This is a genomic window from Celeribacter litoreus (genome assembly GCF_020165855.1).
Lineage (GTDB): Bacteria > Pseudomonadota > Alphaproteobacteria > Rhodobacterales > Rhodobacteraceae > Celeribacter > Celeribacter litoreus.
Map to the genome: position 1 here is coordinate 731,243 of NZ_JAIUFY010000005.1, position 13,937 is coordinate 745,179.

Sequence of the window (13,937 nt, forward strand, 5' to 3'; positions counted from 1 at the left end):
GCGGTTGTAGCTCAGTTGGTTAGAGTACCGGCCTGTCACGCCGGGGGTCGCGGGTTCGAGCCCCGTCAACCGCGCCACTTTTCAAAAACATCGCCTCTAGATGACAAACCCGCGAGCGGGCTGTCATTTTGCGCGTTTGCCACGAAGTCCTGCTTGCCTGACCTGCTGCTTTCGGCGCAGCGTGGGGCATGACCCAGACGCGACCGACCCCTTATCTTCTTCTCGCTGTGACGCTCGTGGCTTTTGCAGGTAATTCCGTTCTAACCCGCGCAGCCTTGGTTGATCCGATGAATGCGGGTGCGAGCTTTGCAGCGGTTCGCTTGGTTTCGGGCGCGGGGATGCTCGTGTTACTTGCGGTGTTTAGTCGCTCGCAGGTGGTGCCGCGTCGTTCTGATGTTCCCTCCGTCCTCGCGCTCTTTGCTTATGCGCTTTGCTTCTCGCTCGCCTATCGTGCCATTTCTGCGGCTACGGGCGCGCTGATCCTCTTTGCCTTGGTTCAGATCACCATGATCGGGGTTGCGCAGATGCGTGGGCATCGCCTCTCGATGATGGGTGGGCTCGGCATGCTCTTGGCTTTTGTGGGGTTGAGTTGGCTGTTGCTGCCAGGTCTGTCTGCTCCACCACTCGGCGCAGCCCTCTTGATGGCTGCCGCCGGTGTATCGTGGGGGCTCTATAGCTTGTGGGGGCAGGGAGGCGGTGATCCGTCTGGTCGCACGCTGCGCAACTTTGTTGGCACAACGCCATTGGCGCTCGCGCTCCTGCTCTTTCTTCCCATCGAATTGACGTCTGCTGGCTGGGCTTTGGCTATTGCGTCCGGCGCGATCACCTCGGCGCTCGGCTACATGCTCTGGTATCGACTGCTGCCGTCGATCTCCGTGCCCCTCGCGGCCAGTGCGCAACTCTCTGTGCCGCTCATCACGGCTGTGGGTGGCGTGCTCTTTCTGGGCGAGGGGCTCAGTCTCCGCCTTCTCGGTGCATCGGTGTTGATCCTCGGCGGTATCTTCCTCACAGGGCGGAAATAGCGCCTCACTCGATCCGGTAGGGCAGCGTGCCTCGGCTGTTGGGATCGATGCTCAGGCGACGCTCTAATGGCGGGATGGAGCGCTGATGGCAATCACGGCGTTCACAAATGCGGCAAGAAATCCCGATCGGTTCAAAAGCTGCGGGCTTGGTTACGTCCAGATCGTCTGCGTAGACGAGTTCCGATGCATGTGTCACCTCACACCCTAGGCCGATGGCGTAGCGGCGCACAGGCGCGTGGAACGAGCCGCCGGGCTTGGAAACGTCGCGCGAGATCGACAGGTAGCGCACACCGTCCGGTGTCTCCGCCAGTTGGCGCAGGAAGTGGCCCGGGCGCTCAAAGGCCTGGTGCACGTTCCAGAGGGGGCATGCGCCGCCGTAGCGGGCGAATTGCAGGCGTGTGGCAGAGTGGCGTTTGGTGATGGTGCCCGCCTGATCGACGCGCACGAAATAGAAGGGGATGCCCTTCGCGCCGGGGCGCTGCATCGTGGAGAGGCGATGCGCGACCTGTTCGATCGAGGCGCCGAATTGTTCCGCGAGGACTTCGAGGTCGTGACGGCATTCCTGCGCAGCATGCAGGAATGGCGTGTACGGGAGGAGCGCGGCGCCTGCGAAATAGTTTGCCATGCCTATGCGGGCGATCTGGCGGGCTTCTTCACTTTGAAAACGGGCGAGGTCGAGTGTTGCATCGAGCAATTTGCCCTGCGTCACGAGCGCGAGTTGATGCAAGAGTTGGAACCGCCGCGTCGGGCCGGAGGCGCGGGATGAAATCGTGAGAACTCCAGTCGACGGTTCAAAGCGGCGAAGGCCTTCGGTCCCCTCACGGATGCTCAGGCCACGTGCCTCCAGCTCCGCAATAGCGGCCTTTTCGACATCGCGCATCTCGCCATGGGGTCTCGCGAAATTTTCGGCTGCACGGTCCACAGCGTCGATATAGTTGTCGCAGTAGTGGAAAAAGTCGCGAACCTCTTCCCATGGAGAGGGGCGCGCCGGGCTGTTCTCGCGATCGAGAGCCTCGTCCATCGAGGCGAGACGCTCCGTGGTCTGGCGGTAGGCGCGATGGAGTTCGAGGAAGGCGCGGGCGAGCGCGGGCGCATTAGAAGCTGCGAGGCGCAAATCTGCGAGCGGCGGCGCGCCATCATTAAAGACGGGATCGGCCAGTGCCTCGCGCATGTCCGTGACCATCCGCTCTGCGTCACCTGAACTCAGTTCCGTGACGTCAAACCCGAATTCCTGCGCAAGCCCGAGAACAACGCCCGTTGAAACGGGGCGGTTGTTGTTCTCCATCTGGTTCAGGTAGGGCAAGGAGACGCCGAGCTTTTCGGCAAAGGCCCGTTGCGTCAGGCCAAGCCGCGTCCGCGTCTCACGCAGTTTCGCGCCTGCATAGAGTTTCTGCTGGGTCATGAGTGCCGCTCCCTCGGTTTTGCAAAGCAAGATTTGCCATTGCAAAGTCTCTCTGTCCAGAGGGGAATGCGGTGCGGGTTAGCCTTGCATCGCGAGCGCGCGTTCCCGCTTTACAACCCAAATTGCGGCGAGGATGGACGCGAAGGACGCGCAGAACATGATCACAAGGAGCGGCGTTGCGCCGCCTTCCTCGGTCAGGACGGAGCCGGAGAAGGCAGACAGGAATGCACCACCGCCAATATACATTGCGCCGCCGAGGCCCGCCGCAGTCCCTGCGAGGTGTGGACGCACGGAGAGCGAGCCTGCGATCGAGTTCGGCAGTTGTAGGCCGTTTCCGAGGCCTAGGAGCGTGATGAAGAAGAAGAAGGTTTCCGGAGAGGCGCGGTCGATTAGGAATAGGATCAGCGACGCGAGGACGCCCGCGCAGCAGATCGCAGCGCCAATAAAAATCATTGCGTTCATGCCGAGCCGGGTGGACAGGCGGCCTGCGATAAAGTTTCCGAAAAAGTAGCCGACAGCGGGCGCAGCCATGTAGAAGCCAAGCTGGCTCTCGGTCAGGCCGAACACGTTCGAGCCGAGGAAGGGAGCGCCTCCAAGGAAGGCGAAATATGCGCCGGATGCTGTGGCGGCGGAGATCGCGTAACCGAGAAAGCGCTGGGATCTGAGGAGGTCGGGGAAGCCCTTGAGTGTGTCCTTCATGGAACCGCCGGTGCGCGGCGCGGTCTCTCCGGCGTCAAAATAGACGATCAATAGGAGCCCGACGCCCACAAAGAAGAGGAGCCAGAAAGAGCTCTGCCAGCCGAAATGGCTCGTGAGCACGCCACCAACCGTTGGGGCAACCATGGGGACGAGGGACATCCCCATCGTCACATAGGCGATCATCTGAGCGGCTTCTTCGCCAGGAACAATGTCGCGGACGATTGCGCGCGACAGAACCATGGCGGTCACGACCCCCGCCTGAGCGGCGCGCATCAAAAGGAACATCTCGGCCGATGGTGCGTAGATCGCTCCAACCGTTGCTGCGAGGAAGATGAGGATACCCACGATCAGCACCGGACGGCGGCCGTATTTGTCGGAAAGCGGGCCAATCACGAGTTGCAGTCCCGCGTTCACCGCGAGAAAAATCGCGACAGACAGTTGCATCACACGGTATTCCGTCCCGAAATGTTCCGTCATTTCAGGCAGGGCGGGGAGGAAGACATTCATCGTCATCGCAGCGACCCCGGCCATGAGGACGAGGGTCAGGAGGTGCGGAGGCGTCGTCCTGTCGAGAAAGCGGCTATTCGAATTTTGCAACATGGCGCTACAATAGTGTGCGATTTGCGCCTGTCTATCGCTCTGCGAGCACGTTTGCGCACAGGTCTCCTGACAGTTTTATGCAGGAATGCAGTGCGAATTGATCTGCGTTAATTTGCACATTTGCAGTTAGCTGGAGGGGTCATTTGCATGATTTGCAAATCTGCCAGACTCTTCTTTGAAAGATTATTGCTCTCTCGTATGGTGTCCGCGAAATGACGAGGAGGCAAACCCGTGAAAGACATTATTAAAGAACTTCACGATCGCCGCGATGAGGCCCGCCTGGGTGGTGGACAGCGTCGCATCGACAGCCAGCATGCCAAGGGCAAGCTGACGGCGCGTGAGCGTGTAGAGTTGCTCTTGGACGAAGGCAGCTTTGAAGAGTTCGACATGTTCAAGACTCACCGCTGCACCGAGTTCGGCATGGAAGACACCAAATTCTACGGAGATGGTGTCATTACAGGTTGGGGCACGATCAATGGTCGTATGGTCTATGTCTTCTCTCAGGATTTCACAGTGTTCGGCGGCTCCTTGTCCGAAACGCACGCTCAGAAAATCTGCAAGATCATGGATATGGCTGTCCAGAACGGTGCGCCGGTCATCGGTCTGAACGACTCGGGCGGTGCACGTATTCAGGAAGGTGTCGACAGTCTCGCGGGCTACGCAGAAGTGTTCCAGCGCAACATTGAGGCCTCGGGCGTCATTCCGCAGATCTCCGTGATCATGGGGCCGTGTGCTGGCGGTGCAGTGTATTCGCCGGCCATGACCGACTTCATCTTCATGGTGAAAGACACGTCCTATATGTTCGTGACCGGCCCTGATGTTGTGAAGACCGTAACGAACGAAGTCGTGACCGCAGAGGAACTCGGTGGTGCGTCGACCCACACCAAGAAATCGTCCGTTGCGGACGGTGCGTTCGAGAATGACATCGAGGCGCTCGTTGAGGTGCGTCGTCTTGTCGACTTCCTGCCGCTCAACAACCGCGAAAAGCCGCCGGTGCGCCCGTTCTTTGATGAGGTCGACCGCATCGACGAAGCGCTCGATACGATCATCCCGGACAATCCGAACACGCCTTATGACATGAAGGAAGTGATCCATACGATTGGCGATGAGGGCGACTTCTACGAAATTCAGGCAGACCACGCGAAAAACATCATCACTGGCTTCATCCGCCTCGAAGGTCAAACCGTAGGTGTTGTCGCGAACCAGCCGATGGTTCTCGCGGGCTGTCTCGATATCGATAGCTCCAAGAAAGCGGCCCGTTTCGTGCGTTTCTGCGACTGCTTCGAAATTCCTGTGCTGACACTGGTCGATGTTCCGGGCTTCCTTCCGGGCACTTCGCAAGAATACGGTGGCGTGATTAAGCACGGTGCGAAACTTCTCTTTGCGTATGGCGAAGCGACCGTCCCGAAAGTGACTGTCATCACGCGCAAAGCCTATGGTGGTGCTTATGACGTGATGTCGTCCAAACACCTGCGTGGTGACTTCAACTACGCGTGGCCGTCTGCGGAGATTGCTGTGATGGGGGCCAAAGGCGCCACCGAAATCATCCATCGTGCCGATTTGGGTGATCCGGACAAGATTGCAGCGCATACGAAAAACTACGAAGACCGCTTTGCTAACCCCTTCGTGGCCGCAGAACGCGGGTTTATCGACGAAGTGATTCAGCCGCGCTCCACCCGCCGTCGTGTTTCGCGGGCCTTTGCGGCGCTGCGTAACAAGAAGTTGTCGAACCCGTGGAAAAAACACGACAACATTCCGCTCTAAACTGCGGATGAGCGTATGGCGCGTGATCGCTGGCATATCTTGAAGGAAGACGGCGCGCTGACATTGGCGCGCCAGCTTCCGGCTCGGTTCGACCTCTCGGTGTCGACCGTGATTCCCGGCGGTGCGGGGCTCCACAAAGAACGTCTCGCACGACAGGTCCGGCAGGACATGTGGCGCGCGCTTCAGACCCTCAGAGGATTTGCACCGGTGGTGCGTGTGTCCGAAGTGGGGGCGGATATCGAGATTACGGCCGGCGGCGCGATTGCCGGTCCATACCCGAAAGAGGATGCGACGACGCGACTGCGCGGCGTGCTCGACAACCCGAACCACCGTGCGCGCTGGACGCGTCACAGCCAGATCAAGAGGAGAGAGCCATGATTGCCAAAGTGTCCGCCGTCGCGGCTCTCACCGTTTGTATGGCGCTCGCGGCGTCTGCGGAATTGACCCCGATTGAGGCGCAGGAATTGGTGGTGCCGTCTGGCCAGCCGGTCGAATTCTTCGAGAGCATTATGGACCGTCCGGCCATGGGGCTGACCGCGCGGTTCCGGTTTCTTGCACCGGAGCTGCCAGCCTATCTGACGCGGTTGCCCTATGAGGAGGTCGAGGCCGATCTCGCAGCCCTGTGCAACGATTATGCCCTGCCACGTCTGGCAAATCCGCGCCCGTCGATGGTCATCATTTCACTGTCCTCCGAAGAGGTTCCTTTTGGAGAGAGTGCACCAGAGGTCACACAGGTATTCGAGGCCTATCGCCCCGAGGACACCGGTTGTGCATGGGAGGCATTTTAAAATGGCACCAAAGTTTCACATGTTCTCCAACGGTCCGCGCCCCGTCGCCCCGTTTTCGCACGCGGTCGAGGATGATGGCTGGGTCATTCTGACGGGTCAGATGCCCACTGATCCGGCCGCGCCTGACGCGCCTCTGCCGGAAGGGATCGAGGCACAGACCCGCCGCGTGATGGACAATCTCCTGCTCATCATTGGCGAATTGGGCCTCGGAGCCGAGCACATCGTGCAATGCCGCTGTTTTCTCACGGAATTCGAACGCGACTATGCCCTGTTCAATGAGACATACAAAAGCTACTTCCCCTCTGACAGGCTTCCGGCGCGCACCACAGTGGGCGTGACCGCGTTGGCCGTCGGGGCATTGGTCGAGATCGACCTGATCGCCCGCAGACCTAATGAGGAAGAGAGCTGATGGCACGCGATTATATGACAAAACACAAAGGGTTTCCGGGGCGACTGCCGGGGACTGATTTCCAGTTCACCATTCGCCGTGCGAACCCTAAAGGTGTGACGCCGTTGAAGGGGTTGGAACGCTACAAGGACCGTAAATCCGTCGACAAGCGGGCAGATGTCGCCTTCATGTCGGCGCTTTGGACCTATTTCGGTGAAGAAGAATTCGAGCGCGGTAATCTCGATGCAGGACGCCTCTCCTGGCTGTTCGGCCGCGAAGTTGTGCCCGCCGACCCTGACGAGTTTGATCCGACGTCCTATGAGGCGCTTCTCAAAATCGACCTGAAGAAGGCCATGGCCTCGTTCCCAGAGGTGTTCGCGGAGCCCGAGGGCGAAGAGGAAATGCCCGACTGGGATGCGATGTGGAACGGCGACAACGAAGGGTATGACGACTGATGCGCGGCTTTCCGCTTGGCATAAGTGCGCTTGCGCAATCTGCCGCCGAGGAGGGCGGTCAGAATGCCATATGCCTTGAGGGCATGGCGGAGAGCTTCCATGTTGCAGACAGGCTGGTCGATATTGTTGCTCCGGCCGGTTCTGAAAACCGTTACCCTTCCCCTTCGGCGAGGCCCTCTCGTACCCAGTTCGGGTCTCGCCGCTCTTTTTACGCGAAGGATGCGCACGGTTCCGCCGATCGTCGCTGCGATCGTCGTTTTGGCTATGCCGCTTTGAACAAGTGGGATAATCTTGGCTCAGTTCAACTGAAAGCAAGAGCAGTCCAATGCGTAAATCTATCCTTCTTCTCGCCCTCGTCGCCACAAGCGCGCTCACCGCGTGTCTGCAAACCGATGGTGAACGTGCGCTCGCAGGTGCAGCCGCTGGTGCAATCGTCGCGGATGCCCTCGACGAAAACGGCGTTGCGGGTGCAGCACTCGGGGCCCTCGCTGGCACCTACTGCGACGACGCAGGCATCTGTAACTGATACTGATCGTCTGAACGGTCGCCTCGCGCGCCGTTCCGAGACTGTTGTTGAAAGCTCTCCGTGCGACCGCGCGCGGGGAGCTTTTTCGTGTTTGAAACTGACGAACCGAGTGCGGGCAGGCGTCCGCGCGGGACTGACTTAAAAAGGGAGAGGACAGGACATGTTCGACAAGATCCTGATTGCGAACCGAGGCGAGATTGCCTGCCGGGTGATGAAGACGGCTCAGAAGATGGGGATTAAAACTGTCGCCATCTACTCCGATGCCGACCGGAACGCTCTGCATGTGAAAATGGCCGACGAAGCGGTGCACATCGGCCCGCCGCCGGCGAACCAGTCCTACATCGTCATCGACAAGGTGATGGACGCCATCCGTCAGACTGGCGCGCAGGCTGTGCACCCGGGTTATGGCTTTCTCTCCGAGAACTCCAAATTCGCCGAGGCGCTGGCCGCCGAGGGCGTCGCCTTTGTAGGCCCGCCGAAAGGTGCGATTGAGGCCATGGGCGATAAGATTACGTCCAAAAAGCTCGCCAAAGAGGCCGGCGTGAACACTGTTCCCGGTTACATGGGGCTGATCGAGGATGCCGACGAAGCCGTCAAAATTTCCAACGAGATCGGCTATCCGGTGATGATCAAGGCCTCCGCTGGTGGCGGCGGTAAGGGCATGCGGATTGCATGGAACGACGAAGAGGCCCGCGAAGGCTTTCAGTCCTCCAAAAACGAGGCTGCAAGCTCCTTTGGCGATGACCGTATCTTCATCGAGAAATTTGTCACGCAGCCGCGTCACATCGAAATTCAGGTTCTCTGCGATGCGCATGGCAACGGCATCTGGCTAAACGAGCGTGAGTGCTCCATCCAGCGCCGCAACCAGAAAGTCATCGAAGAGGCCCCGTCGCCGTTCCTCGATGCCGAGACCCGTAAAGCCATGGGCGAACAGGCTGTCGCATTGGCAAAAGCCGTGGACTATACCTCGGCAGGCACTGTCGAATTCATCGTAGATGGGGACAAGAACTTCTACTTCCTCGAAATGAACACCCGTCTGCAGGTGGAGCACCCTGTGACCGAGCTGATCACCGGCATCGACCTCGTGGAGCAAATGATCCGTGTCGCCAACGGTGAGCCGCTTTCCATAACTCAGGACGATGTGGGCATCAACGGTTGGGCCATCGAGTCGCGCCTCTACGCGGAAGACCCGTATCGGAACTTCCTGCCGTCCATTGGTCGCCTGACGAAATACCGTCCGCCGGAAGAAATCGTTACCGAGGATGACATCGTGCGCAACGATACGGGTGTCTACGAGGGTGGCGAGATCTCGATGTATTACGACCCGATGATCGCAAAGCTTTGCACATGGGGCAAAACCCGCGAGTCCGCGATTGAGAACATGCGCAACGCGCTCGATGCATTCGAAGTCGAGGGCATCGGTCACAACCTGCCGTTCCTGTCCGCCGTGATGGATCACCCGCGTTTCGTCTCGGGTAACATCACCACTGCCTTCATCGAAGAGGAATACCCCGAAGGGTTTGCAGGCGTTGAACTGCCAGAAGCTGATTTGGAGCGTGTCGCCGCTGCCGCTGCCGCGATGTACCGCGTTGCCGAAATCCGCCGCACCCGCGTGTCGGGGCGTATGGACAACCATGAGCGCACCGTGGGCTCCGAATGGGTCGTTCAGATCGGCGCGCATAATTTCCCTGTGACCGTTGAAGCGGATAAGGACGGATCCACCGTCCTCATCGGCGACAAATCCATCCGTTGTGAGAGCGACTGGACGCCGGGCGACAGCCTCGCTGTCATCGGTATGACGGGTGGCTCCCTGACGCTCAAGGTCGGTAAGATCCCGGGTGGTTTCCGGATGCGGACCCGTGGCGCGGATATGAAGGTCTACGTCCGTAGCCCGCGAGCCGCCGAGCTTTCCCAATACATGATCGAAAAACTTCCGCCGGATACATCGAAGCTGCTTCTGTGCCCGATGCCGGGTCTGATCGTGAAGGTCAACGTGGAAGAAGGTGATGAGGTTCAGGAAGGGCAGGCGCTCTGCACCGTTGAAGCGATGAAAATGGAAAACATCCTGCGCGCAGAGCGCAAGGGTATCGTGTCCAAGATCAATGCGGCGCCGGGTGACAGCCTCGCCGTTGACGAAGTGATCATGGAATTCGAGTGATCGCATGACCTTGGTCGGGCTAGCAGAGAAAGCCTCGATACGAGGCACGAGTGCAGGGGCATCCGCTTCAGGATGCTCCGGTTCGTGCTCTGAGGCGCGTTGGCCCGATCTCACGCCTACGAAGATGGCGGATTACAGCCCGCTTTCGATTTCCTGCTGGCGCAGCGGTGTCTTGTCGATGGCGCGGGTGATCTCGCGCACGTCCCATGGCGACGGTTTGCGGAGCATGACGCGGCTGTCCTTGTCCACGATGACGAGGGCAAAGCCACGCGGCCGCAATTCCAAGCGGATCGGGTTGCGCGCATCCGGATCGGTGTCGGTGAGGACCACCACGTCGCGTTCGATCAATGCGTCGGGACGGTCTGCGAGGAGCAGCATCTGTTCGCGGAAATTCGGGTCGAGTGGCGTGTCCGCGAAGACCATCAGGACACGCGCCGTCCATTTGAAATCAGAGAGCGTGGCTTCGCCCGCCTCTTGCGCAAAGACAATCTCGCTATCCTGCGCGACTGCAGGAGCCAGCGGGGCCATAAAAAGCGCGGTAAGTGCTAGAATTTGAGTGAGTTTCATCGGACCTCCCAACTATCTCTACATATAGGGGACAGGGAGGACCAAACCAAGACAAAGCCCGTCCACCAAGTGGGGCAAATGGGCACGCCAAGGAGAGGAGTCCTACCATGACGGACAGGAAAAAGTGGGAAGAGATCGCCACGAAGGAGCTCAGAGGCAAGCCGCTCGAGGCGCTCGAGTGGGACACGCTTGAGGGGATCAAAGTCAAACCGCTCTACGCGGAGGACGATCTCGACGGGATGGAGCACCTCGGCAATACCCCCGGTCTCGCCCCGTTCACGCGTGGTGTGAAGGCGACGATGTATGCGGGCCGTCCATGGACCATTCGCCAATATGCAGGCTTCTCCACTGCTGAAGAATCCAACGCCTTCTACCGCAAGGCTCTGGCCGCCGGTCAGCAGGGTGTGTCGGTCGCATTCGACCTCGCGACGCACCGTGGTTATGACTCGGACCACCCGCGTGTGGTTGGTGATGTCGGTAAGGCCGGTGTGGCCATCGACTCCGTTGAGGACATGAAAATCCTGTTCGACGGCATCCCGCTCGACAAAGTGTCCGTCTCCATGACCATGAACGGCGCCGTGATCCCCGTGCTCGCCAACTTCATCGTGGTGGGCGAAGAGCAGGGGCATGACAAATCCGTTCTCGCCGGGACCATTCAGAACGACATTCTGAAAGAGTTCATGGTGCGCAACACCTATATCTATCCGCCGGAACCCTCGATGAAGATCATCGCGGACATCATTGAGTACACGTCGAACGAGATGCCGAAGTTCAACTCCATCTCGATCTCCGGCTACCACATGCAGGAAGCGGGTGCGAACCTCGTGCAAGAGCTTGCCTTCACCCTCGCAGACGGGCGCGAATACGTTCGCACCGCGATCAAGGCGGGCATGGACGTCGATAAGTTCGCGGGCCGTCTGTCCTTCTTCTTCGCGATTGGGATGAACTTCTTCATGGAGGCCGCGAAGCTGCGCGCCGCGCGTTACCTGTGGACCCGCGTGATGGAAGAGTTCGAGCCGAAGCTCGAGAAATCCAAAATGCTGCGGACCCACTGCCAGACGTCCGGTGTGTCCCTGCAGGAGCAGGACCCGTACAACAACGTGATCCGCACCGCATACGAAGCCATGTCTGCGGCACTGGGCGGCACGCAGTCCCTTCACACCAACGCACTTGACGAAGCGATTGCACTGCCGACCGAATTCTCGGCCCGCATCGCCCGTAACACCCAGCTCATCCTGCAGGAAGAGACGGGGATCACGAACGTGGTCGATCCGCTCGCTGGTTCCTACTACGTCGAGAGCCTCACCAAAGAGCTCGCCGACAAGGCTTGGGAACTCATGGAAGAGATCGAGGAGATGGGCGGCATGACCAAGGCCGTCAACTCCGGCATGCCGAAGCTCCGCATCGAGGAAACCGCTGCGAAACGTCAGGCGAATATCGACCGTGGCGACGAAGTGATCGTCGGTGTGAACAAGTACCGCAAGGACAAAGAAGACCCGATCGACATTCTCGATGTGGATAACGTGGCCGTGCGGGAATCTCAGGTCGCTCGGATCAACAAGATCAAAGCCTCTCGTGATGCCGCCAAAGTCGAAGAGACGCTTGGCGCGCTTGAGGCTGCGGCGCAATCCGGTGAGGGCAACCTCCTCGCGCTGGCGGTCGAAGCCGCCCGTGCCCGTGCAACCGTGGGAGAAATTTCGATGGCGATGGAGAAAGCATTCGGGCGTCACCGCGCGGAGGTCAAAACGCTCGCGGGTGTCTATGGCGCAGCCTATGAGGGTGATGAGGGCTTCGCCCAAATCCAGAAAGACGTTGAAACCTTTGCCGAGAAAGCGGGCCGCCGTCCGCGGATGCTTGTGGTGAAGATGGGTCAAGACGGTCACGACCGCGGGGCGAAGGTTATCGCGACGGCCTTTGCCGACATTGGGTTCGACGTGGATGTTGGTCCGCTCTTCCAGACGCCGGAAGAGGCCGCGCAGGATGCGATCGACAACGACGTGCATATCGTTGGTATTTCGTCGCAGGCTGCTGGTCACAAGACCCTCGCACCGAAGCTGATCGAAGCGCTGAAAGAGCAGGGCGCCGAGGACATCATCGTGATCTGTGGCGGCGTGATTCCGCAGCAGGACTACGACTTCCTCTATGGCGCCGGCGTGAAGGCGATCTTCGGTCCGGGTACCAATATTCCGGCAGCGGCGCGCCAGATCCTCGATCTGATTTCGACCGAGTAACGCAGGGTTTTTGAGTATTTTTGCCAAGAAGAAGGGCCGGAAGCGATCTGCCTCCGGCCCTTTCGTTTTTCTAGTGTCCTAGATTTAGCTATTCTTTACCGGTTCCGCGTCAGGAAGGATTTTGGCATCTTCTTCCTTCGCGGTTTTGACCGGCATCTTTTCGGCGGACGGCGCCAGTTTGAGCACCGTGAAGCCGATGATCGCAGAGATCACGGAGCCGGAGAGCACGCCGATGCGAACTTCGTTCATGTAGAACGCGTCCTCAAAGGACAGGCCACCGATGAAGAGCGACATCGTGAAGCCGATACCTGCGAGAGCCGCGACGCCGTAGATGTGAAGCCAGGTGGCCCCGAACGGTTTCTTTGCGACGCCGAATTTGACCAGAAGCCAGGTCATCCCGAAAACGCCGATCTGTTTGCCGAGGATCAGGCCGAGTGCGATGCCGAGCGGCAGCGGGGAGAACACATCACCGAGGGTGACGCCGGAGAGAACCACGCCCGCGTTCGCAAACGCGAAGATCGGGACGATCATGAAGAACACATACGGCGAGAGGGCGTGCTCAAGCGCGTGCAGCGGGGATTTGCCCCACTTGTCCTTCATCGGGATGAAGAAGGCTGTGATCACGCCTGCGAGGGTCGCGTGGACACCAGATTTCAGGACGAGAACCCAGAGGACGGTGCCAAGAAGGATGATCGGAGCGATCCGGTGGATGCCTGCGCGGTTCAGGAAATACATGATCAGGAGCGGGATAGCCGCAAGGAACAGGTAATCCAGATGCAGTTCTGCCGTGTAGAAGAAAGCGATGATCAGGATGGCCCCGAGGTCGTCGAGGATCGCAAGCGTCAGCAGAAAGACCTTAAGAGAGGACGGAACACGGTCGCCCACGAGCGCAAGAATGCCGAGCGCGAAGGCAATGTCGGTCGCCGCAGGAATAGCCCAGCCGGAGTGCGTTTCAGGCGAGGAGATGTTCAGGGCGAAATAAACCACGGCAGGCATGACCATGCCGCCGACAGCTGCCATGCCTGGCAGGATGACGTCGCGCGGGTTTTTGAGTTTGCCTTCCATCAACTCGTGTTTGAGCTCAAGGCCCACGAGGAGGAAGAAGACAGCCATCAGGCCGTCGTTGATCCAGAGAATCAATGGCTTGGCGAGGCCTGTGTCATTGATTTTCACGGAGAAATACGAGGACAACGCGCCATCGTAGTACGGGTAAAGCGAGGAATTGGCCACGAACATGGCAGCGACGGCGGCCACCATGAGGACGATGCCGCCGGAGATCTCACTGTCGAAGAACTGTTCCAATTTGCGTAGGAGCATTGTCTTTTTCTGTTCTTTCC

Annotated in this window: 13 protein-coding genes and 1 tRNA gene; 10 read left to right on the forward strand and 4 right to left on the reverse strand. The window is 59.3% G+C overall.

Annotation, left to right across the window (positions count from 1 at the left end):
* Nucleotides 1–77: transfer RNA gene (locus LA304_RS05605), tRNA-Asp, on the forward strand.
* A 111-nt stretch (nt 78–188) separates the two neighbouring features.
* A complete protein-coding gene (locus LA304_RS05610) occupies nt 189–1,022 on the forward strand; it encodes a DMT family transporter (protein WP_224502130.1) in 834 nt (277 codons plus the stop codon).
* A 4-nt stretch (nt 1,023–1,026) separates the two neighbouring features.
* Here LA304_RS05610 and LA304_RS05615 read toward each other — a convergent pair whose 3' ends face one another.
* Nucleotides 1,027–2,424: a helix-turn-helix domain-containing protein gene (locus tag LA304_RS05615; protein WP_224502131.1), complete on the reverse strand. Its 1,398-nt coding sequence runs from the start codon at nt 2,422–2,424 to the stop codon at nt 1,027–1,029.
* 78 nt (nt 2,425–2,502) lie between these two features.
* Nucleotides 2,503–3,723: a multidrug effflux MFS transporter gene (locus tag LA304_RS05620; RefSeq protein ID WP_224502132.1), complete on the reverse strand. Its 1,221-nt coding sequence runs from the start codon at nt 3,721–3,723 to the stop codon at nt 2,503–2,505.
* 231 nt (nt 3,724–3,954) lie between these two features.
* On the opposite strand from LA304_RS05620, the gene LA304_RS05625 reads away from it, so the two are divergent.
* The 7 genes from LA304_RS05625 (at nt 3,955) to LA304_RS05655 (ending at nt 9,802) form a co-directional block, all read left to right on the forward strand.
* Nucleotides 3,955–5,487 carry an acyl-CoA carboxylase subunit beta gene (locus LA304_RS05625; protein ID WP_224502133.1) on the forward strand — a complete coding sequence of 511 codons (1,533 nt, stop codon included), beginning with the start codon at nt 3,955–3,957 and terminating at the stop codon, nt 5,485–5,487.
* Nucleotides 5,488–5,502: 15 nt separating this feature from the next.
* Nucleotides 5,503–5,865, forward strand: coding sequence for a hypothetical protein (locus tag LA304_RS05630; protein WP_224502134.1), 363 nt, complete (start codon nt 5,503–5,505; stop codon nt 5,863–5,865).
* Nucleotides 5,862–6,275 carry a DUF6497 family protein gene (locus LA304_RS05635; protein ID WP_224502135.1) on the forward strand — a complete coding sequence of 138 codons (414 nt, stop codon included), beginning with the start codon at nt 5,862–5,864 and terminating at the stop codon, nt 6,273–6,275. Before LA304_RS05630 ends, LA304_RS05635 begins: the two co-directional genes overlap by 4 nt.
* Nucleotide 6,276: 1 nt before the next feature.
* Nucleotides 6,277–6,684 (forward strand): RidA family protein, encoded by a 408-nt coding sequence (locus LA304_RS05640; RefSeq protein ID WP_224502136.1) that lies wholly within the window; start codon nt 6,277–6,279, stop codon nt 6,682–6,684.
* Nucleotides 6,684–7,118 (forward strand): hypothetical protein, encoded by a 435-nt coding sequence (locus LA304_RS05645; RefSeq protein ID WP_396022173.1) that lies wholly within the window; start codon nt 6,684–6,686, stop codon nt 7,116–7,118. Before LA304_RS05640 ends, LA304_RS05645 begins: the two co-directional genes overlap by 1 nt.
* A gap of 325 nt (nt 7,119–7,443) precedes the next feature.
* Nucleotides 7,444–7,644, forward strand: coding sequence for a hypothetical protein (locus LA304_RS05650; protein WP_224502137.1), 201 nt, complete (start codon nt 7,444–7,446; stop codon nt 7,642–7,644).
* Nucleotides 7,645–7,804: 160 nt separating this feature from the next.
* Complete coding sequence (locus tag LA304_RS05655; protein ID WP_224502138.1) at nt 7,805–9,802, forward strand: acetyl-CoA carboxylase biotin carboxylase subunit; 1,998 nt, start codon at nt 7,805–7,807, stop codon at nt 9,800–9,802.
* Between the two features lie 132 nt (nt 9,803–9,934).
* Here LA304_RS05655 and LA304_RS05660 read toward each other — a convergent pair whose 3' ends face one another.
* Entirely contained in the window at nt 9,935–10,369 is a 435-nt protein-coding gene (locus LA304_RS05660; RefSeq protein ID WP_224502139.1) for a DUF4174 domain-containing protein, read from the reverse strand.
* A gap of 107 nt (nt 10,370–10,476) precedes the next feature.
* Here LA304_RS05660 and scpA point away from each other — a divergent pair, with 107 nt between their 5' ends.
* Nucleotides 10,477–12,600: a methylmalonyl-CoA mutase gene (scpA, locus tag LA304_RS05665; RefSeq protein ID WP_224502140.1), complete on the forward strand. Its 2,124-nt coding sequence runs from the start codon at nt 10,477–10,479 to the stop codon at nt 12,598–12,600.
* Nucleotides 12,601–12,684: 84 nt separating this feature from the next.
* Here scpA and nhaA read toward each other — a convergent pair whose 3' ends face one another.
* Entirely contained in the window at nt 12,685–13,917 is a 1,233-nt protein-coding gene (gene nhaA, locus LA304_RS05670; RefSeq protein ID WP_224502141.1) for a Na+/H+ antiporter NhaA, read from the reverse strand.
* Between the last annotated feature and the right edge of the window lie 20 nt (nt 13,918–13,937).

Excerpts from the sequence above, each read along its gene's own strand:
- LA304_RS05620 (WP_224502132.1), bottom strand. The coding sequence starts at position 3,723 with ATGTTGCAAAATTCGAATAGCCGCTTTCTCGACAGGACGACGCCTCCG.
- LA304_RS05635 (WP_224502135.1), top strand. The coding sequence starts at position 5,862 with ATGATTGCCAAAGTGTCCGCCGTCGCGGCTCTCACCGTTTGTATGGCG.
- LA304_RS05615 (WP_224502131.1), bottom strand. The coding sequence starts at position 2,424 with ATGACCCAGCAGAAACTCTATGCAGGCGCGAAACTGCGTGAGACGCGG.
- nhaA (WP_224502141.1), bottom strand. The coding sequence starts at position 13,917 with ATGCTCCTACGCAAATTGGAACAGTTCTTCGACAGTGAGATCTCCGGC.
- LA304_RS05650 (WP_224502137.1), top strand. The coding sequence starts at position 7,444 with ATGCGTAAATCTATCCTTCTTCTCGCCCTCGTCGCCACAAGCGCGCTC.
- LA304_RS05655 (WP_224502138.1), top strand. The coding sequence starts at position 7,805 with ATGTTCGACAAGATCCTGATTGCGAACCGAGGCGAGATTGCCTGCCGG.
- LA304_RS05610 (WP_224502130.1), top strand. The coding sequence starts at position 189 with ATGACCCAGACGCGACCGACCCCTTATCTTCTTCTCGCTGTGACGCTC.
- LA304_RS05630 (WP_224502134.1), top strand. The coding sequence starts at position 5,503 with ATGGCGCGTGATCGCTGGCATATCTTGAAGGAAGACGGCGCGCTGACA.
- LA304_RS05645 (WP_396022173.1), top strand. The coding sequence starts at position 6,684 with ATGGCACGCGATTATATGACAAAACACAAAGGGTTTCCGGGGCGACTG.
- LA304_RS05640 (WP_224502136.1), top strand. The coding sequence starts at position 6,277 with ATGGCACCAAAGTTTCACATGTTCTCCAACGGTCCGCGCCCCGTCGCC.
- LA304_RS05660 (WP_224502139.1), bottom strand. The coding sequence starts at position 10,369 with ATGAAACTCACTCAAATTCTAGCACTTACCGCGCTTTTTATGGCCCCG.
- scpA (WP_224502140.1), top strand. The coding sequence starts at position 10,477 with ATGACGGACAGGAAAAAGTGGGAAGAGATCGCCACGAAGGAGCTCAGA.